Origin of the sequence: Reichenbachiella sp., from assembly GCF_039941815.1 — a bacterium.
GTDB lineage: Bacteria > Bacteroidota > Bacteroidia > Cytophagales > Cyclobacteriaceae > Reichenbachiella.
This window is the reverse complement of the sequence record NZ_JBDVDW010000026.1, coordinates 58,495-76,660: the sequence shown is the minus strand read 5'-3', so window position 1 is coordinate 76,660 and position 18,166 is coordinate 58,495. Positions and strand designations below refer to the sequence as shown.

Annotated in this window: 18 protein-coding genes; 12 read left to right on the top strand and 6 right to left on the bottom strand. The window is 41.8% G+C overall.

The genetic code is table 11. The annotated features are described in order from the left end of the window. Positions 1–29: 29 nt before the first annotated feature. Positions 30–1,607, bottom strand: a complete 1,578-nt coding sequence (locus ABJF11_RS04980; protein WP_348118501.1) for a proton-conducting transporter membrane subunit — start codon at positions 1,605–1,607, stop codon at positions 30–32. A 451-nt stretch (positions 1,608–2,058) separates the two neighbouring features. Here ABJF11_RS04980 and ABJF11_RS04975 point away from each other — a divergent pair, with 451 nt between their 5' ends. Next, on the top strand, positions 2,059–2,181 hold the full coding sequence (locus ABJF11_RS04975; RefSeq protein ID WP_348118499.1) for a hypothetical protein: 123 nt from the start codon (positions 2,059–2,061) through the stop codon (positions 2,179–2,181). Between the two features lie 16 nt (positions 2,182–2,197). Here ABJF11_RS04975 and ABJF11_RS04970 read toward each other — a convergent pair whose 3' ends face one another. The 3 genes from ABJF11_RS04970 to ABJF11_RS04960 form a co-directional block, all read right to left on the bottom strand. Continuing rightward, entirely contained in the window at positions 2,198–2,338 is a 141-nt protein-coding gene (locus ABJF11_RS04970) for a hypothetical protein (protein WP_348118498.1), read from the bottom strand. A gap of 109 nt (positions 2,339–2,447) precedes the next feature. Then, on the bottom strand, positions 2,448–3,203 hold the full coding sequence (locus ABJF11_RS04965; RefSeq protein ID WP_348118497.1) for a LytTR family DNA-binding domain-containing protein: 756 nt from the start codon (positions 3,201–3,203) through the stop codon (positions 2,448–2,450). Beyond that, a complete protein-coding gene (locus ABJF11_RS04960; RefSeq protein ID WP_348118496.1) occupies positions 3,196–4,248 on the bottom strand; it encodes a histidine kinase in 1,053 nt (350 codons plus the stop codon). Before ABJF11_RS04960 ends, ABJF11_RS04965 begins: the two co-directional genes overlap by 8 nt. A 266-nt stretch (positions 4,249–4,514) precedes the next feature. Here ABJF11_RS04960 and ABJF11_RS04955 point away from each other — a divergent pair, with 266 nt between their 5' ends. Then, positions 4,515–4,859: a T9SS type A sorting domain-containing protein gene (locus ABJF11_RS04955; RefSeq protein ID WP_348118495.1), complete on the top strand. Its 345-nt coding sequence runs from the start codon at positions 4,515–4,517 to the stop codon at positions 4,857–4,859. Between the two features lie 78 nt (positions 4,860–4,937). On the opposite strand, the gene ABJF11_RS04950 is transcribed toward ABJF11_RS04955, so the two are convergent. Then, the gene (locus tag ABJF11_RS04950) at positions 4,938–6,959 is read right to left on the bottom strand and encodes an OmpA family protein (protein WP_348118494.1); all 2,022 of its coding nucleotides are present in this window, start codon (positions 6,957–6,959) and stop codon (positions 4,938–4,940) included. A 461-nt stretch (positions 6,960–7,420) separates the two neighbouring features. On the opposite strand from ABJF11_RS04950, the gene ABJF11_RS04945 reads away from it, so the two are divergent. The 4 genes from ABJF11_RS04945 to ABJF11_RS04930 all read left to right on the top strand — a co-directional run bounded on the left by ABJF11_RS04945 (position 7,421) and on the right by ABJF11_RS04930 (position 10,200). Further along, positions 7,421–7,756 (top strand): T9SS type A sorting domain-containing protein, encoded by a 336-nt coding sequence (locus ABJF11_RS04945; protein ID WP_348118493.1) that lies wholly within the window; start codon positions 7,421–7,423, stop codon positions 7,754–7,756. A 109-nt stretch (positions 7,757–7,865) separates the two neighbouring features. Continuing rightward, positions 7,866–8,969, top strand: coding sequence for a histidine kinase (locus tag ABJF11_RS04940; RefSeq protein WP_348118491.1), 1,104 nt, complete (start codon positions 7,866–7,868; stop codon positions 8,967–8,969). Next, a complete protein-coding gene (locus ABJF11_RS04935) occupies positions 8,950–9,729 on the top strand; it encodes a LytTR family DNA-binding domain-containing protein (RefSeq protein WP_348118490.1) in 780 nt (259 codons plus the stop codon). Before ABJF11_RS04940 ends, ABJF11_RS04935 begins: the two co-directional genes overlap by 20 nt. A 72-nt stretch (positions 9,730–9,801) precedes the next feature. Continuing rightward, positions 9,802–10,200: an energy transducer TonB gene (locus ABJF11_RS04930; protein WP_348118489.1), complete on the top strand. Its 399-nt coding sequence runs from the start codon at positions 9,802–9,804 to the stop codon at positions 10,198–10,200. Positions 10,201–10,202: 2 nt separating this feature from the next. On the opposite strand, the gene mutS is transcribed toward ABJF11_RS04930, so the two are convergent. Next, a complete protein-coding gene (mutS, locus tag ABJF11_RS04925; RefSeq protein WP_348118488.1) occupies positions 10,203–12,809 on the bottom strand; it encodes a DNA mismatch repair protein MutS in 2,607 nt (868 codons plus the stop codon). A 121-nt stretch (positions 12,810–12,930) separates the two neighbouring features. Here mutS and ABJF11_RS04920 point away from each other — a divergent pair, with 121 nt between their 5' ends. The 6 genes from ABJF11_RS04920 to ABJF11_RS04895 all read left to right on the top strand — a co-directional run bounded on the left by ABJF11_RS04920 (position 12,931) and on the right by ABJF11_RS04895 (position 18,162). Next, positions 12,931–13,461 (top strand): RNA methyltransferase, encoded by a 531-nt coding sequence (locus tag ABJF11_RS04920; RefSeq protein ID WP_348118486.1) that lies wholly within the window; start codon positions 12,931–12,933, stop codon positions 13,459–13,461. A 62-nt stretch (positions 13,462–13,523) separates the two neighbouring features. Continuing rightward, the gene (fumC, locus tag ABJF11_RS04915; RefSeq protein ID WP_348118484.1) at positions 13,524–14,927 is read left to right on the top strand and encodes a class II fumarate hydratase; all 1,404 of its coding nucleotides are present in this window, start codon (positions 13,524–13,526) and stop codon (positions 14,925–14,927) included. A gap of 109 nt (positions 14,928–15,036) precedes the next feature. Then, entirely contained in the window at positions 15,037–15,666 is a 630-nt protein-coding gene (locus tag ABJF11_RS04910; protein ID WP_348118482.1) for an Ezrin/radixin/moesin family protein, read from the top strand. Positions 15,667–15,766: 100 nt separating this feature from the next. Further along, a complete protein-coding gene (gene map / locus ABJF11_RS04905) occupies positions 15,767–16,549 on the top strand; it encodes a type I methionyl aminopeptidase (RefSeq protein ID WP_348118480.1) in 783 nt (260 codons plus the stop codon). Between the two features lie 101 nt (positions 16,550–16,650). Continuing rightward, a complete protein-coding gene (locus ABJF11_RS04900; RefSeq protein ID WP_348118479.1) occupies positions 16,651–17,358 on the top strand; it encodes a hypothetical protein in 708 nt (235 codons plus the stop codon). A 150-nt stretch (positions 17,359–17,508) separates the two neighbouring features. Beyond that, on the top strand, positions 17,509–18,162 hold the full coding sequence (locus ABJF11_RS04895; RefSeq protein ID WP_348118477.1) for an ABC transporter ATP-binding protein: 654 nt from the start codon (positions 17,509–17,511) through the stop codon (positions 18,160–18,162). Positions 18,163–18,166: the final 4 nt, after the last annotated feature.

Sequence of the window (18,166 nt, the reverse complement as noted above, 5' to 3'; positions counted from 1 at the left end):
CTGATTATTCCGTATTGATTTTATACTAATTAGATTTTATAATTCTTACTCAGGAGTGATTTTATCGTCCGATCTATGATCAGATGAGCATAAAACCCATTCCGTGCGTGTACACCAAAATTCTTGAAGGCATTTCCTTTTTGTAGCACCGGTGAGAGCGTCTGAATCAGCACGGTGAAGAAAAACAGCAAGAGCGTGGCTCCGGAGAGATACATCATGAATGGCGTCGGTACGGACAACTCCGGTATTTGATTGCCGAGGTAGCTGTGCATGAATTGTTCCAGGCAGAAAAATGACATCAGCACGCCGACAGTGCTGACCAGGATGATCAGCGTAGAAAATTTGTAATTCGACGAATCGATGGCATTGATCAACAAGCTTATGATCCCGGTAAAAATGATTCCACCTATGATGAGCACCTGATACTCAGTGTTGGCGTTGATCTTCCAAAATTGAGCGATAGTGATGTACAAAGATATGGCAATCCCAAATCCTAGTATGATTCTCCAGATGCTTCCTTTTCTTTTGAAGTTGGATGCCTGCTTGGTTTGCACCTGATCTACTATACTACCCGAGGATAGAAATGCATGTGCTTTATAAAATGAATGAGCGACGAGATGCAGTAGGGAGGCACTGTATACACCGAGACCACAGACCATGAGGGTAAATCCCATATGTGCAACACTTGAGTAAGCCAGCGCCGTCTTGATCGTGGGCTGAGTAGTGAATACCAAGGCACCATAAAAGGCAGTCGCTGCTCCTATGGCGAATAGCATGATGGGCGCTATACTCACCACATCCAGCAGGTAGGCAAACCGGATCATTAGAAACGGGCCTGCATTGATGAGGCCAGCGTGCAATAACGCAGATACAGGTGTAGGTGCCTCCATGACATCGAGTAGCCAACTATGAAATGGAATCTGTGCTGATTTTAATCCGGCCGTTATGACCAATAAGAAGGCCGCCAGCTCCAGTTGGACAGGAATATCCTGAGTGTTCAGATTTTTGAGCTCGACAAAAATGGACTCCAGATGCCCGGTGTGGAAAACACTATAGACCAGACATATGGCAATGAGAAACGCTGTATCTCCTATTCGGGCTACGATAAATTTTTTGATAGCGGCTAGCTTAGCCTTCTTGCGCTCAGGATAGAAGGTGAGTAGTCGATGGAGCGCCATACTGGTGGCCACCCACGATACCCAGAGCAGAAAAACATTGCCTGAGAGCACAAGCAACTGTACCAACGCTACGGTAAGCGACAATCTCCCCAAGAATTTTATGTGTTGAGCGTCTCCATCAAGATAGTTGTGACTAAACCGCAAGATGACCAGTGCGATGATGGAAACCATACCGTACATGATCAGACTAAGTTGATCAAATCTCAAAGAGAGCCCCAATCCATACTGACTGATACCACTGCTCTCTACCATACCTTGGTCGAATACCCAAAAGGCACCTATGACCGCACTGAATAATCCAATCGACGGAGCAATTTTGGTCAGTCGCATGATTAATGATAAACGTGATTTGAAACTAGCCAATATCCCGATGAAAAATAAGGTGATGATCGGGAGTAGAAATGCACTTGTGAAAACTGATTGAACCATGTCTTTTCTGATTTTTATTTCAACAAAGTAAAGCTCAATTATTCATAAATAAATATTTAATATAATAATATAATACATAAATATAGTTTATGTATTATATTACAATTATGCTACCTATGATTCGTATGTCACTGGTAATCAACGCTATGTGTGGATGCTCCAAGAAATTGGAAAAGGTGCAACAGGCCTCCATTTTGAAGCTAAAAGAATTCACAAACAGTGAATATTTCTCTTGACTAAAGCCCAAAACTCAGGGATAGCCGCACGGATATTAGCTTATGACTGAAAATAGGGGTAAAAAAAGGCTGAGCGAATTGCGTCATGATATTCGCTTCTAATGAATAATGAACTGTAGGAAGCATTGGATATAAATGGCAGGATTTTAAATAAAAATGGCAAACGTTGAAAACTCAAAGGGGATAATCTTGCTTATAAACTAATCAATTCAGCTATGATTGCTTCTATTATTATTCTTACCTTTTTGATGAGCCTTTACATCGGCGCGATGAAATACAACCATGATCAGGAGACCAAAAGCGATTTGCCAGGCAATACTCCCTATCGATCGTATTGATATCCACAGGCTGTTCTTACCAGCAGACAAGTTGCATGACTAATGCCATTTTTTCTGCGTCTTCCTTCATGACATCATAGCTAGATGGCTTAGTGTTGCCCTTAGTCGATTCTACCTGTGTACTGATGTTGGCTTGAGGTTTTTGATTCTTCTTCATTTCGATATTGGTTTGCCTTCTCAAGAGAATAAATAATCTGGTATCGACAAACCAGAAGTAAATGAAGCCGTCAATTTCAGGAGTGAACCGGCAAATGACCGGATAAAAATTATTTGTTAAGCCAATTTTTGAAGTCCGATGAGCGGTCTGTGCTCACGATGGTTTCTTTTCTAGGAGTAGGATCGAGCTCTATTTTCAATCTGCCTTTGCTATAAGCGATCATTTCTTTGATGGCGCATATCTGAATGATAAACTGTCGGTTGATTCTAAAAAACTGTTCTGGCTCTAGCTTAGATTGAAGTTTGTCGAGAGTATAGTCTATCAGATATTCTACTCCATCCATATTCACCAGATATACATATTTGCCTTCAGCAAAAAAATAGGCGACTTCTGCCGTGTTTATGGTTTTTACCTTGTCTCCTTTATATACCATAAATCGCTTCTGGCTGGTGGGTTCCATGGTAGATTGAAGACTTTCGACAAGTAGTCGGTAATCGACCGAGCTCACTTGTCTGTTTTCTTGAAACTTGTCAAGCGCTTCTTTCAACTCTGATTTATTGATGGGTTTTAGTAAATAATCGACGCTATTCAGTTTGAAGGCCTGAATGGCATATTGATCATAGGCCGTGGTAAAAATGATTGGGGTTTTGACTTTTGTCTCTTTGAAGATATTGAAGCTAAGATCATCTCCCAGATGGATATCCAAAAATATCAGATCTACTTCATTAGTATTGAGAAAATCCACTGCACCGGAGACAGTATCCAACACCGACACGATTTCCATTGCCGGGTCCACCTCGCCTAGCTGGCGAATCAACTTTTGTGCGGCCAGATTCTCGTCCTCGACAATTACCACTCTAGTCATCGATCATTTCTTTGATTAGTGGCAATTTGGCCACGTACTCCTTATCTGTTTTTATAAATACGGGTGCCAGGTTAGCCAACATTTCATATCGTGCATTGAGATTGTTGATCCCGATACCGGTGGAGTCCAGGCTTTTGGCTCGTAATCTTAAAGTATTTTTCACCACCAAAAAATCATCTTCTATGTCGATAGCCACCTCCAAAGGATGCTCTTTTGTGATTTGATTATGCTTGATGGCATTTTCTACGAGCAGTTGGAGTGACAACATAGGAATCATAAACGGCAGCTTGTCAGCCTCGACATCTATGCTCGAGCTTAGACTGTCACCAAACCGTATCTGCTGCAGAGATAAATAGGACTTTACAAACTTCAACTCGTCTTCGAGCGAATGCAGGTTCTTATCCTGATTCTCAAGCAGGAAACGATAAATTTTTGAGAATTCGTCGATGAATTCTTCGGCTTTATGTGGGTCTTCATGGATCAGGGAAGACACCGTGTTCAAGCTATTGAAAAGAAAATGAGGGTTGATCTGATTTTTGAGAGCTTCGTAGCGCGATGTAATGTTTTCTTTTTCGAGCTGCTCATTTTTGATCAGAGAAGCCTTCCATAGATTGAAAAAATAATACCCCTCGTACGCACCGACGAGAATAAGATCCATAATTAGCGCCGTCAGCACCTGATTGATCATGTGCTCTCTCAAATAGTTGTTTTTAAAATCCAGTCCGCTCACAAAAGTCAAATAGGCCAGTGGGGTGATGGCTATCATCGCTACGAGCGGAGTGATGAAGAAATCAAGTGCAAATCTTATGATGGCATTGCGGTGCCATGGGAAATGCTGGTCTATTTTAATCAAAGTATACATGACGGGTATGGCTACCAATACTGTCATCAAATAACTCAATCCTGCATTGAAGAAGAAATTGCCGCAGATATACAGGAAGCTGCCCTCAAATTCATGGTTGATCAGCTTCAGGATAGTGAAGAAGACCGTAGGCAGAATCCCGGAAATTCCTATGTACAGAATGATTTTTAGACTGAACTTCATCGTTGTAAAGAAAGAAAATTTTGGCATAGAAAGCTCACAGAATAGTATGAACTGGAATAAATGGGGAATGAATCTGCCCTTTTGCAGTTTTGAGTATTACTTTATCCCATGCTTTGAAATTGTGCCAAAAAACGCATTACAATTCAACAGAGGCGCATTACAATTCACCCGATTATTAGTAAAGCTCACCGGTTTTTGCTTTCCACACCTGCAAAACCCCGTTAATCTTGTCCTGTAATTAATTGTTCACAATAAACGATACTTCTATGAAAGCTAGTTTAAATTTATTCTTGGTCGTGGCATTCACGACAATTGCAAATGTAGCTTTGGCCAATGTGGACAGAGCAAATGACGTAAAGTCAACCGAAATCGTGGCGCAGATCTATCCTATGAAAGGTGATATGATCTATGTACAGCTGGAAAAAGCTGGTAAGGGCAAGGTATATATTCAGATCTCAGATTTGAATGGCCATGTACTACATTCAGAGTCGATGAAAGATGACATCAGGATACTGAAAAGATTCGACATCTCTAATCTACCTTCCGGTTCGTATATCTATGAAGTTTCAACCGATAGATACAGTCTGAAGAAAAGAATCGAGAAGGAGTAAATACCTGGAAAACAGGTTCCGATCAAAATATTTAAATCAACAGAGGTTCCAGCGTATCCGTTGGAGTCTCTTTTTTGTTTAGAAGTAGCGTATTTCTACTCTTCTATTTTTGGCATCAGCCTCTGCAGAATCGGTAGTGTCGATCAGCTTGGTCTCCCCATATCCTACGACCGTGGCTCTTTCTTTTCCCAGTCCATGGGTAAAAAGATAGTCTGCGACTACATTAGACCGTCGTAAAGAAAGTCGCTGATTGTAGCTTTGACTTCCTTTTGGGTCTGTATGACCACTGATCTCGACCTGATATTCACCGTCTTTTAGTAAATCTTTATACAGTTCGTCCAATACATTTTTTACTGATGCACTTAGCTCAGCACTGTTAAACTCCAGATATACGGTCACCATACCAGGTCCGGGAGGTGCGTTGGCAATCCGCACCTGCTCATAATAATTTTTAAGACTGTCAGACCAGCTTGAGATCTCATCTTTTGCAATTGACTTAATATAAGGTTTGTCCTCAAAGTCGTTTTTCATTTCTACATGAATCAGCTGGGATCCTGTAGCCGTGACAGGAACGGTACTGCCACCAGGAACTGCACCTGCATTTGGAATTTCGAAATCAAATGTAAGATCGTCCGATTCTCTAAAAAATACGTCCAGAAAGTACTCTCCCTGAGAGATTTGTTTTGTACCGTCCAGGACAGTTATTTTCATATCCTTATTCACTGGGACAAACATTTCATAGTTTCCCTCCTTGTCGGTATAGGTCCTGAAGTATAGAGAATCGTAAGCTATTTCGATTTGAGCATTTGGTACTGGATCTTTGGTCTGCTCCTCTATCACAGTCCCACGGATCATAATCTCATTGAATAGTAGAATCCTATATAAATCCAATGACCCATATCCTCCTGTTCTGGTCGAACTGATAAACCCTACTTTACCGTAAGTGGAGAAATAAATATCCTCAGAAACCGTATTTATTGGGTAATCAAGATTGACAGGCTTCCCCCATCTCTTTTTCTTTTTATCATAGGTTGATTTAAAAACATCATAGCCACCAAGCGAATTATGCCCTCTCGAACTGAAATATAATGTACTGTCTCCAGCTAGAAACGGCGAATCCTCATCAAAATCCGTGTTTAGTTCTGTAAGCGGCTGGGGCTCGCCCCATGTATTATCCTCCTTTTTGTATGATACAAAAAGATCAAGATCATGTCCAAATGACTTGAAATCAGAAGCGAAGATGATGCTAGACTCATCATCTGCAATATGGCAGTGTGTATCTGTCGCCTCCACCTCGTGCAGTTTGAGCGGCCCATCTTCTTCCCAGGCGTTGTCCACCAGATGAGACTTGAACAGGCGGCCATTGTGAAAGGTGATCAGTTTGGTGTGATTTCTATAAACTTGAACCGTAGCGTCATGTCTCTTTTCATGTGTAGTATGAAATTCAAAGGGATCAGCCACATGCCATTGGTTCAGACTATCAATAGAAGTATCGTGTATCGCTTCGAATGCCAGTCCATCGTGAGCGGTAAACTCACTAGAATCATTTCGTGTGGTAAATAGCAATTCTTTGAATCCGTCATACATGACCGGTGCATATTCACGGTAGCTTGTGTTTACCTCTGGCCCAAAATTCTGTATTACATATCCCTGTGCATCATGGTAGTGTTCTACGGCATATTTGATCCGTTTGTACATGTCATCCACATGAAAGGAGGCGGTATCGGTAACAAGCGCGAGCTCTTCTTTGGCCTTGTCAAAGTCTTCTAAATAGTAATATGAAATGGCAAGCAGGTAATCCAGGTCTTGATCTCTTTTTTCAGACAATAGAATTACATCCTTGGCCGCATGAGGCTCATGGAGCTCCAAATGGACCTGTGCCTGATAGGTGATCAGCTCATTGTCTCGATAGCCCGAATCCAGCAATTGCTGAAACTGCTCTTCTGCATTTACAAAGTTGCCATTCTTAAATAGTCTGGCTCCTTTTTTAAAGGCTTTGTGATCGGTGGCAAGATCTTGATCCTCTTGGGACTGCGCATGGCAGATTCCAGAAATGAGCAAGAAGAGTAAAAAGGAATAATGGGAAACGAACCTTTTCATTTTCAAGTGGGATGGATTGACAGTAATTCAGTCTGCGAAGATAAATTCAATAAATGAATCTCGAAACATTTGATTGGAAAATAAGAAGAAACAATTGATTTATTTTTAGAATCATGCCTTTGATTGGCTAATTCTCAGATTTTTCCGCCTGATAACTTCACATTATTCGAGTGAGGTGATTGCGACAAGTCCTGCCGCTACAGAATTATTCGCCAGGGTCAACTCAGCATTTTTCAAAACTAGTGATTCTCAATTACAGTGCTGATTTTCTGCCATTTCGCAGATTCCGTTATCGGCTTTCACAGGAAGGGGAATTTAGGTTTAAAAACAGCTTTTAGTTGAGCAAATAGAAACTAAATTTCACCCATGTTTTAGTGAAACTCACCGATTTGAGCTTTCCCAAATCAGTACCACAGGCTAATCTTGCTACATAAATAATTAGTCACAAAAACCATATAAGGATGAACTCTTTAAAAGTATTAGTAATCGCTATCATTGCCTTGAGCACATCAGCATTCACTTTTGTAGACGATGCAAAACCAGCAGAAAGTGAAATCAAAGCAGAAATTTTTTCCCATACGAATGATATGGTTTTTATCCAACTCCAAAAGCCTACGGAGGGCAGGTTGAAAATTTCTATTGTTGATGAAAAAGGAGAGTTGTTGTATACCGAGACCGTGAAAAAAGGTTTAACCACCCTCAAGAGATTTGATATTTCTAAGTTGCCATCAGGCAATTATTTATACAAAGTCTCAAGCCAGTCCTACTCGGTGGCCAAAAAAATTGAGAAAATTTAATAACACCCATCAGCACGGTGTGTTGGTAAAGAAAATCGTTAAGTAGTTTTGTTTTTGTATCATGCTAAGGATTCTGGACTGGCCTCCAGAATCCTTTTTATATTTTAATATGATTCGAATTTCCCGGATGTCCAAAAGCAATGTAAATATCCCGAGGTTCTATCTCAAGTCTCCTATCAACTGGTGGCGATGGTCTAGTATAGTAATCATGGGTTTGGGTACGCAGCTGTTCATAGATTTTATTTATGGCCTATTCTACCAGGCAAGCAAGCCTCGGTTTCAACCACTGGATTACCTCATTGCTCTGATCATATCTTTTATTATTTTAGAAGGCGTACGATGGATCAATCGACAGCTGGAAAGAAAGCTACCATGGGTAGAAAACATTTCGAGACGGTTTTTGGCGCAGCTCATCTCAAATACGCTCTTCGTTGTACTCACCGTTGCAGGGTTAAAATTCATCTTTGATAATATACTCGGAAAAGCTAACGTCCGACCGATGTTCGATGATGCTGTGGTCATCACGACCACCTTCTCGATTACAGTCTTAGTGGTATCTATCGAGATGGGTATCTATTTTCTACATCGTTGGAGAAAATCGATGATCGAACTTGAACGTTTCAAAAAATCCAGCCTGGAGTTTAGACACGAAATGCTCAAGACGCAGGTCAATCCGCACTTCCTATTCAATAGCCTCAATACCCTTTCATCGCTGGTGCACTCGGATCCTGAAACCGCCTATCAGTTTATCCGGCAGCTGGCCAGCGTCTATCGCAATGTGCTGGAGCATCGCAACAAGGGATTGGTCACGTTGGCCGAAGAACTGAAAGCCACGACTTCATATGTCGATCTGATGCGATTGCGCTTTGGTGACAAACTGCACTTGCATTTCTATATTTCGGCGGAAAAGAATCTTCATCAAGTACCGCCGTTAATGTTGCAACTGCTGATCGAAAACGCTATCAAACACAACGTCGTATCAGAGAAATACCCACTCTCTATGTGGATCGGGCTTGAGCAGGACAATATTGTAATTAAGAATAGCCTAAGATTAAAAACCTCCAAGGGGTATTCTTCAAAAATAGGACTGGACAACATATGTAGTCATTACGACATAGTCACCGACAAGAAGGTGGTCATAGAACAAACAGAAAAATATTTTACGGTTAAAATTCCACTACTGGAACCAGATTATGAAGGTATTGATTATTGAAGATGAAAGATACGCTCAGGAGGAACTCAGGCGATTTTTGAAGCGTGTAGAAGATGCAGCAATCGATGTGGTGGCTTGTCTTGAGTCCGTAGAAGATTCGATAGAATGGCTGAATCAAAACCAAGAGCCTGATTTAATATTTATGGACATTCAGCTGTCGGATGGGTTGAGCTTTGAAATATTCAATTCTACAAACCTTACCTGCCCCATCATTTTTACAACAGCCTTTGAGAATTATGCCATACGGGCCTTCAAGGTCAATAGCATTGATTATTTGCTCAAGCCGATCGAGTTTTCTCAACTAAAATCGGCTTTGGATAAGTATGATCGACTTCAACATCAAATTACAAAAAACGACCAGTCTACACTAAGTAGCCATCAGGTGGAAAAGTTGCTCAATCTTAGCCTGGAAGCTGTCGAATACAAAAAAAGGTTTATTATCAAAACCGGTGATAAACTACGCCATGTATCTGTAGAGGACATAGCCTATTTCTATTCTGAAAACGACTACACCTATCTGGTGGCAAAAGAAAATGCTAAGTTTATTATTGATTACAAGCTTGATGAGCTGAGTAAGCTGCTAGATCCTACTACTTTTTTTAGGCTCTCGAGAAAGTATATTACCAACATCCACTCTATAAAAGTGGTCAACAAGTATTTCAATAGTCGACTGGAAGTCAAACTGGAACCAGAGCCCAAAGACCAAATCCTAATCAGCCGCGTACGAGTCCCCGATTTTCTAGGCTGGTTAGAAAGATAACATACCAATAACAAGATGAGGCGGTATTTCGAACGTTTCGTGTTAATTTTGCGTCACCAAAAAGTGAACGACATGAAACGAGCAAAAATTATCTCCCTCCTCCTATTCGCAGTTTTCTTGACACCTGGCATAGGTCAAGCACAGACAGATGATACTATTTATTCGTTGGCAGATCAGCAGCCAAGCTACCCAGGAGGCATGTCTGCGTTTTTCAAATATGTCCAGACCAGCATGCAATATCCTGATAATGCAAAAGCACAGAATATAGAAGGTCGCGTATTTGTAGAGTACGTAGTCGAAAAAGATGGCTCCATTTCAAATGCAAGAGTGCTAAAAAGCCTTCACGCTGATTGTGACAAAGAAGCAGTAAGGTTGGTCATGAACTCTGCTGCATGGACTCCCGGCCAAATCGACGGGAAAGTGGTCAGAGTGAAAATGGCCCTTCCACTGAATTTCAAACTGCCCAAGTAAGGCTAGCTTTTTCCTTTCAAAATATTCTTAATCTCATTCAGTTTGAGGAGTGCCTCGACAGGAGAGATGGTATTGACGTCCAGCTTGTTGAGTAACCCAAGCACCTCTTCAAAGTGTGGATCACTTTCAAACATGCTCAATTGAAAATTGTTTTTGGGGAGAGACTCTATTTTCTCACTGTGCTGCTCTTTGATTTTGTCCTTTTCGAGATGTGATAGAATTTCGTTGGCACGAATCACTACCTCATTAGGCATCCCGGCCATTTGGGCCACATGGATACCAAAGCTGTGCTCACTGCCGCCTTCCTTAAGCTTCCGCATGAAAATCACCCGGTTGTCAAGTTCCTTCACAGAGACGTTGAAATTTTTCACCCGAGGAAAGTCAGTCGCGATCTGATTCAACTCATGATAGTGGGTGGCAAACATGGTCTTCGCATGATACTTTGGATGATTATGCAGATGTTCTACTATAGACCATGCGATAGATACGCCATCGTAGGTGCTGGTACCACGACCTATCTCATCCATCAACACCAGACTATTTTCACTTAGATTGTTTAGAATGCTCGCAGTCTCCGTCATCTCCACCATAAAAGTAGATTCGCCTTTGGACAAATTGTCTGAAGCACCTACTCTGGTAAATACCTTATCTATAATTCCAATTTTGGCATAAGCCGCCGGTACATAGGCTCCCATTTGTGCCATCAGCACAATCAAGGCCGTCTGACGCAACAAGGCCGACTTACCCGCCATATTGGGGCCTGTGATAATCATTATCTGCTGTGATAGATCATCCAAAAAAACGGAGTTAGAGATATAATCCTCCCCAGCTGGCAACTGAGTCTCAATCACAGGATGGCGTCCCTCTTTGATGTCAATCGCCCTTTCGTTATTCACAGACGGACGACAATAGTTATGTTTGACCGCCACCTGAGCAAAAGACAGCAAGCAATCTATCTGAGCAATGCTGCGAGCGTTGTTTTGAATTTCAGAAACATAATCAGCGGTAAAGGCCACCAGTGCATTAAATAGCCGTAGCTCTATACTGCTCAATTTGTCTTCGGCAGTCAGAATCTTCTCCTCGTAGGTCTTGAGCTCTTCGGTAATGTATCTCTCTGCATTGACAAGCGTCTGCTTTCTAATCCATTCTTCGGGCACCTTATCCTTGTGTGCATTAGAAACCTCCAGATAGTACCCAAAGACCTTATTATAGGCGATCTTCAAAGACGAGATCCCTGTTCTTTCTTTTTCACGCTCCTGAATTTGTAGTAGATAGTCCTTGCCGGAAAACGCGATTTTCCTTAGCTCATCAAGTTCGCTATCGATGCCATCCTGGATGATATTTCCCTGAGTAGCATTGAGCGGTAATTCTTCTTTCAGATTTAGATCAATTTTTTCAATCAATTGAGCACAAGGGTTCAGCTTATCGCCAAATTTTTTGAGGCTTTCATCTTTGGTACCGGCAAGAATGCTTTTGATCGGAGCAATATTTTTTAGTGCTTTCTTTAGATGTAGCAGCTCTCTGGGATTGATTCGCAGTGCTGCCACCTTAGACACCAGTCGCTCTACATCTCCTATTTGTTGTAAATGAGATAAAACTTCCTGAGTAGTGGTGGTATCATTGATCAAAGCCTCCACCACGTTGAGTCGTCCTTCGATTTCCTCCTTTTCTTTCAGTGGCAATACCATCCATTTTTTTAGGAGCCTGGCACCCATGGGCGTTTGCGTATCATCCAACACAGCAAGTAATGGCACGCCATCAGACTGCTGCGCATACACCAACTCAAGGTTTCGAATGGTAAACTTATCCAGCCATACATATCGTTCTGTATCGATTCTGGATACCGAGGATACATGGCTGATCTCTTTGTGCTCCGTCTCTTCAAGATAAAACAAGATGGCTCCAGCAGCACATATCCCTTCTTTTGAATCCTCTATGCCAAACCCTTTGAGATTCTTAGTGTTGAAATGAGTGTTGAGCTTTTCGTAGCCATATTCATATCCAAAAATCCACTCTTCCAAACAGAAGGTATTGAAGTCTTCACCAAATTGGCCTTCATACTGATCGCGATTTTTTTTGCAGTAGATCACCTCAGATGGATTGAAGCCTTGTACCATCTTATCTATATAGGAGAGATCTCCAGACGAAATCATAAACTCACCCGTACTTAGGTCTAAGAATGCAATGCCGTGCGTGTCTTTCCCAAAACTAATAGACGCCAGATAATTGTTCTTCTTTTGATCCAGGACGCTGTCATTCAGCGTCAGGCCTGGTGTGACCAGCTCTGTCACGCCACGCTTCACAATGCCTTTGACCGACTTAGGATCTTCTAGCTGATCGCAAATAGCCACCCTGTTTCCGGCGCGCACCAGCTTAGGCAAATAGGTGTCTAATGAGTGATGAGGAAATCCTGCAAGCTCGATGTGTGAAGCAGATCCATTGGCTCTTTTGGTAAGTACAATATCCAGGATTTTACTGGCCTTCACCGCATCAGACCCAAAAGTCTCGTAGAAATCTCCAACCCTAAACAACAACAACGCATCAGGGTGCTTAGCCTTGATCGCATTGTATTGCTTCATTAGTGGAGTCTCTTTCTTTTCTTTAGCCATTATTTGTTCCTGAATCAAAACACGAATTTAATAACTCGTAGAAAGTATTAGGACATCACCAGCCAGAAATTCTTCGAATCATTTTTATTTGCAGCCAGGCTTACCAAAAGAGAGAGTATCCATGCGAAAATTAAAGAACGAAGAGTTGAATCGACACAGCGCCGAAGACTACAAAAAAGTCAAGAAAAATGACGTCATCTTAATACTTGACAATATTCGCAGCCTAAACAATGTCGGGTCGGCCTTTCGGACCTCTGACGCGTTCAATATCAAAAAAATCTATTTGTGCGGAATTACTGGTAAGCCTCCTCACAGAGACATAAACAAAACTGCTCTAGGAGCCACGGATACTGTAGAATGGGAACATGTGACCAGCACGATAGAAGTCATCAAGGATTTGAAAAAAGATCAATGGCAGGTTTTCGCTGTAGAACAAGCTGAAGGAAGCCTCATGCTCAACGCGTTTGAGCCTTCGGCTGAAGGAAAGTACGCATTTATCTTCGGCAACGAAGTATTCGGTGTGGAGCAGGAGGTGGTCTCCGCCGCTGACCATTGCCTGGAAATACCACAATTCGGCACCAAACATTCGCTTAATATATCAGTAACCATCGGTGTGGTCTTGTGGCACTACATTTCTAAAATTACAACCTAGTCATCTTTAAAAAAGACAAAGATTACTCATTATCTTTGTACCAGTATTGCAAACAATATATCATGGATTATAGAATCGAAAAAGACACTATGGGGGAGGTAAAAGTCCCTGCAGAAAAATACTGGGGCGCACAAACCCAACGCTCTAAGATGAATTTCAAAATTGGCGGAGAGCATATGAAGATGCCGATGGAGATCATAAGAGCCTTTGCTATCCTAAAAAAATCTGCAGCAGAAACAAATGCGGCACTCGGTGTGATGGACAAAAGCAAGTCAGATCTCATCGGTCAGGTCTGTGATGAAATACTGGAAGGCAAATTAGATGATCAGTTTCCGTTGGTCGTCTGGCAAACCGGGTCTGGTACGCAGTCCAACATGAACTCCAACGAAGTCATAGCTAATAGAGCCCATGTAATCAATGGCGGCTCCCTCTCCGATGAGTCGAAAACTATTCATCCAAATGATGACGTAAACAAGTCTCAATCATCCAACGATACCTTTCCTACAGCCATGCATATAGCTGGCTATAAGATGCTAGTGGAAAATACCATTCCAAAAGTTGAAAAACTGCGGGACACGTTGGCAAAGAAAGTTGAAGCATTCAAGGATGTGGTCAAAATTGGAAGAACCCACTTTATGGATGCTACTCCCCTGACCCTGGGACACGAATTCTCAGGATACGTAGCACAGCTCAATTTCGGTCTAAAAGCATTACAAAATACTTTGCCACACCTATCAGAGTTAGCACTGGGAGGTACTGCCGTTGGCACGGGGCTAAACACCCCGGAAGGATATGCCGAATTGGTAGCTGAGAAAATTGCAGGACACGCTGGATTACCCCTGGTCACTGCCGAGAATAAATTTGAAGCGCTAGCAGCTCATGACGCGATTGTAGAATCCAGTGGGGCTTTGAAGCAGCTCGCAGTAAGCTTGATGAAAATAGGAAATGACATTCGAATGTTGTCCTCAGGACCTAGAAGCGGCATTGGAGAGATTACTATTCCTGAAAACGAACCTGGCTCATCAATCATGCCCGGTAAAGTCAACCCTACCCAATGTGAGGCACTCACTATGGTCTGCGCTCAGGTGATAGGTAACGACGTGGCCATTTCCACAGGTGGAATGACCGGACACTTCGAATTGAATGTCTTTAAACCTATGATGATCTATAATTTGCTTAATTCTGCAAGGTTGATTGGTGATGCCTGTGAGTCATTCAATGACAATTGTGCCGTCGGAATAGAGCCAAATCATCCGGTAATCGAAGATAAATTGGAGAAATCTTTGATGCTTGTCACGGCCTTGAATACTCATATTGGATATGAAAATGCCGCTAAAATCGCTAAAAAGGCACACAAAGAGGGCAAGACCTTGCGTGAGGCCGCACTAGAATTGGAACTATTGACCAATGAACAATTTGATGAATGGGTCGTGCCTGCCAATATGGTAGGTTCAATGAAAAAATAATCAAACATTTCAAAAACTTGAAAAAGTACAATTATTGACTAAATTGATCTATATTTAGGCGAATTTTTTTGTACATTAGACACTATAAGTAGGATTAAATCATAAAATCATGAAGAATATACTAGCAATTTTTTCACTTCTGACTTTCGTTGCCTTTACTCAATCGGCGAACGCACAGATGTCGAAGCAGGAAACAAAAGAATGGAAAAAAAGAATCAAAGCGCTTAGTCCAGAGCAATACAAAGCACTTTTGGAGGAAAACAAATCTCTTAAAGGTCAACTAAGTAGCTTGAAGAAAGAAGTAGCTGGCGTAGATGATCGCATCAAAGAAAAGGACGATCAGATCGCAGACTATCAAGATCAGGTATCCAGCCTAAGAAGAGAGCTTGCGGATGCTAAGAAGAAGGCGGTTGAAAACCTTGGAAGTGGTGCGACTGCCGGTAATACACGTTCTTTAGGAGCTGGCGGAGGAGCCAATGAAAAAGGTGTTCTTTTTAAAGTTCAAATTGGAGCCTTCAAAAAGAAAGACCTTTCTGATTTCTCTAAGAACAACCCTTCATTTCAGTTTGATGAGAAAGATGGTGTAATGAAATATACCATTGGTCAGTTTAAAGATTACTGGGAAGCAGATACTTTCAAAAAGTATCTTAGAGAAATGGGCGTAAAAGACGCTTGGATCGTGGCTTTCAAGGATGGCAAGAGAGTGCCAATCAAGCAAGTGCTTGAAGGTGTGATCTAAACATCCTAAACCTAAGATTTTAAAAACCCGTCCCGATTGCTATCGGGACGGGTTTTTTTGTGTAAATCATATACTTTTGCACTCCAATTATGAGAACAGAATGATTAAATACAAGACCAGAGAAGAAATAGAGCTCATCCGTGAAAGTGCAATTATTGTATCTAAGACACTTGGGCTCATGGCCTCTAAAATAAAGCCTGGAATTACCCCGCTTCAACTTGATGCCTGGGCCGAAGAATTTATCCGTGATCAAGGAGCTGTACCCGGATTTCTTGGACTCTATGACTACCCCAACGCGATTATCACCTCCGTAAACGAGCAGGTCGTACACGGCATTCCAACAGACCGTCCACTAGAAGAAGGTGATATAGTCGGAGTGGATATAGGCGCCCTCAAAAATGGATATTATGGCGACCACGCCTATACTTTTGAAGTCGGTGAAGTCGAGCCTAAAACAAAGAAATTACTTGAGGTCACCAAGGAATGCCTTGATTTGGGAATAGCGCAGGTCAAAAAAGGAAATCGAATGGGAGACTTGAGCTATGCCATTCAAAACCATGCAGAAAGCAACGGATACGGCGTAGTAAGAGAATTGGTAGGACATGGTCTGGGCAAAGACATGCACGAATCTCCAGAGGTTCCCAATTTTGGGAAGCGTGGTCGCGGCCCAATGTTTAGAGAGGGTTTGGTCATAGCTATAGAACCCATGATCAACATGGGTACGAGAAATGTAAAGCAGCTCGCAGATGGGTGGACTATCGTGACAGCCGACAAAAAACCTTCTGCACATTTCGAGCACAATGTGGCCGTAATAGACGGAAAAGCAGAAGTCTTGTCCACATTTGATTATGTAGACCAAGAACTGTCGAAAGCTAAGGCTTGAGGCACAGGGAGTTGATCATCATATTTTTAAATAGTTGAGTTCAAGTCCTATTTTTTTTCTTATCTTTAAAATGTGAATAATTATAGTTTTAAAATAATATTATGAATCAACCCGATGCGTCTTTAGTTGAGATGTTGCACTACGCTCAATATCTCGCTGAGTTTATAGCACTGATACTCGTTAGCGGATCACTTATAGGATACTTGTTTTACTTCGGTGTAATGCAGGTGATATCTGGAAGATCTACTAAATATAGATTTAGAGCAAAAAACGAGATCAATGTCCTCTGGACTGCTTCTCTTGGCTTGGTGGCTGCTGGAGCTATTTTCATTTCAGCTATTCTAATTAAGGATAGAGACTTGGCTAATACTTTGGCTCTTGTTATGAAGCTAGTTTTACCTCTTGGATTTGCATTCCTTGTGGGATCCGCAATCAACACCTATTTGCGAGTCTACTACCCGTCTATTTTGGAAGATAAATTAGCCAAAATTCGATTTAAAGAAAGAAAGTCTCCACATGATGGTACTCCAATGCGATTGCTCAACGAAGAAGAGGAGGATGCTTACCTGACTAAGGAAATGATTCATGAAGAAGAACTGAATCATTTTGATTACGATGTGTGGTTAGACGAGGCTACTAAAGTGACTGTAATCGAAAAGTATGTAGGTAATCCTAACAAGCTTTGCCCTAGTTGTAAGTTTAGAACTCTGAGACTGGAAAGTGAAGAGGACGAAGGAAGCTACACTACTCAAAAGTATAAGTGTACGTACTGTGGTAACAAAGAGACTGAGACCGTAGAAAACGATTAAAAAGTCAAGTGAAGGACATAAAAAAAGGGTTCGGAATCAAATTCCAAACCCTTTTTTTATGTTCAATTGGCAACTAGACATTCAAGCTTTTGAGGCAAGCTATTGCTTCTGAACTTGGGATTCTTATATTTGCTGAACAACGTATAACTCATGCTGCAGGCCAAGAATATCGTTAAGTCTTATGGAGAATTACAAGTACTCAAAGGCATAGACCTAAGAGTAGAAACTGGCGAGGTTATATCTGTAGTCGGTGCATCCGGTGCAGGCAAAAGTACGCTGCTCCAAATCCTAGGCACCCTGGATCAACCAGACGGAGGTACGGTAGAGATCAATGGCCAGAATGTCTTCGGCCTCAATTCTAAGTCGTTGGCCGCATTTCGCAACCAGGAAATAGGTTTTGTATTTCAATTTCACAACCTATTGCCTGAGTTCACACTTATGGAGAATATTTGCATTCCTGCATATATCAACGGTAAAAATGGCAAAGCCCTATCCGAATATGCTAATCAGCTGATGAAGCTACTTCATATTGAGCATCGTCGAGATCACAAGCCTTCAGAGCTATCAGGCGGAGAGTTGCAAAGAGGGGCAGTGGCTAGAGCGCTTATTAATAAGCCTTCACTGATATTTGCCGATGAGCCTAGTGGCAATCTGGATTCAGTAAACGCTGATGAATTGCACCACTTGTTTTTCCAATTACAAAAAGAGCTCAATCAGACTTTTATCATCGTCACTCACAATCAGGACTTGGCCGAAATGACGGATCGCAAGATTGTGATTCAGGACGGCAAGATCATCAGCTAAACTA

Bases quoted from the DNA above. Each gene is read 5' to 3' on its own strand.
- ABJF11_RS04955 (WP_348118495.1), top strand. From the start codon at position 4,515: ATGAAAGCTAGTTTAAATTTATTCTTGGTCGTGGCATTCACGACAATT.
- ABJF11_RS04940 (WP_348118491.1), top strand. From the start codon at position 7,866: ATGATTCGAATTTCCCGGATGTCCAAAAGCAATGTAAATATCCCGAGG.
- ABJF11_RS04920 (WP_348118486.1), top strand. From the start codon at position 12,931: ATGCGAAAATTAAAGAACGAAGAGTTGAATCGACACAGCGCCGAAGAC.
- ABJF11_RS04975 (WP_348118499.1), top strand. From the start codon at position 2,059: ATGATTGCTTCTATTATTATTCTTACCTTTTTGATGAGCCTTTACATC.
- ABJF11_RS04980 (WP_348118501.1), bottom strand. From the start codon at position 1,607: ATGGTTCAATCAGTTTTCACAAGTGCATTTCTACTCCCGATCATCACC.
- ABJF11_RS04930 (WP_348118489.1), top strand. From the start codon at position 9,802: ATGAAACGAGCAAAAATTATCTCCCTCCTCCTATTCGCAGTTTTCTTG.
- ABJF11_RS04895 (WP_348118477.1), top strand. From the start codon at position 17,509: ATGCTGCAGGCCAAGAATATCGTTAAGTCTTATGGAGAATTACAAGTA.
- ABJF11_RS04970 (WP_348118498.1), bottom strand. From the start codon at position 2,338: ATGAAGAAGAATCAAAAACCTCAAGCCAACATCAGTACACAGGTAGAA.
- mutS (WP_348118488.1), bottom strand. From the start codon at position 12,809: ATGGCTAAAGAAAAGAAAGAGACTCCACTAATGAAGCAATACAATGCG.
- ABJF11_RS04935 (WP_348118490.1), top strand. From the start codon at position 8,950: ATGAAGGTATTGATTATTGAAGATGAAAGATACGCTCAGGAGGAACTC.
- map (WP_348118480.1), top strand. From the start codon at position 15,767: ATGATTAAATACAAGACCAGAGAAGAAATAGAGCTCATCCGTGAAAGT.
- ABJF11_RS04900 (WP_348118479.1), top strand. From the start codon at position 16,651: ATGAATCAACCCGATGCGTCTTTAGTTGAGATGTTGCACTACGCTCAA.
- ABJF11_RS04965 (WP_348118497.1), bottom strand. From the start codon at position 3,203: ATGACTAGAGTGGTAATTGTCGAGGACGAGAATCTGGCCGCACAAAAG.
- ABJF11_RS04945 (WP_348118493.1), top strand. From the start codon at position 7,421: ATGAACTCTTTAAAAGTATTAGTAATCGCTATCATTGCCTTGAGCACA.
- ABJF11_RS04950 (WP_348118494.1), bottom strand. From the start codon at position 6,959: ATGAAAAGGTTCGTTTCCCATTATTCCTTTTTACTCTTCTTGCTCATT.
- ABJF11_RS04910 (WP_348118482.1), top strand. From the start codon at position 15,037: ATGAAGAATATACTAGCAATTTTTTCACTTCTGACTTTCGTTGCCTTT.
- ABJF11_RS04960 (WP_348118496.1), bottom strand. From the start codon at position 4,248: ATGAAGTTCAGTCTAAAAATCATTCTGTACATAGGAATTTCCGGGATT.
- fumC (WP_348118484.1), top strand. From the start codon at position 13,524: ATGGATTATAGAATCGAAAAAGACACTATGGGGGAGGTAAAAGTCCCT.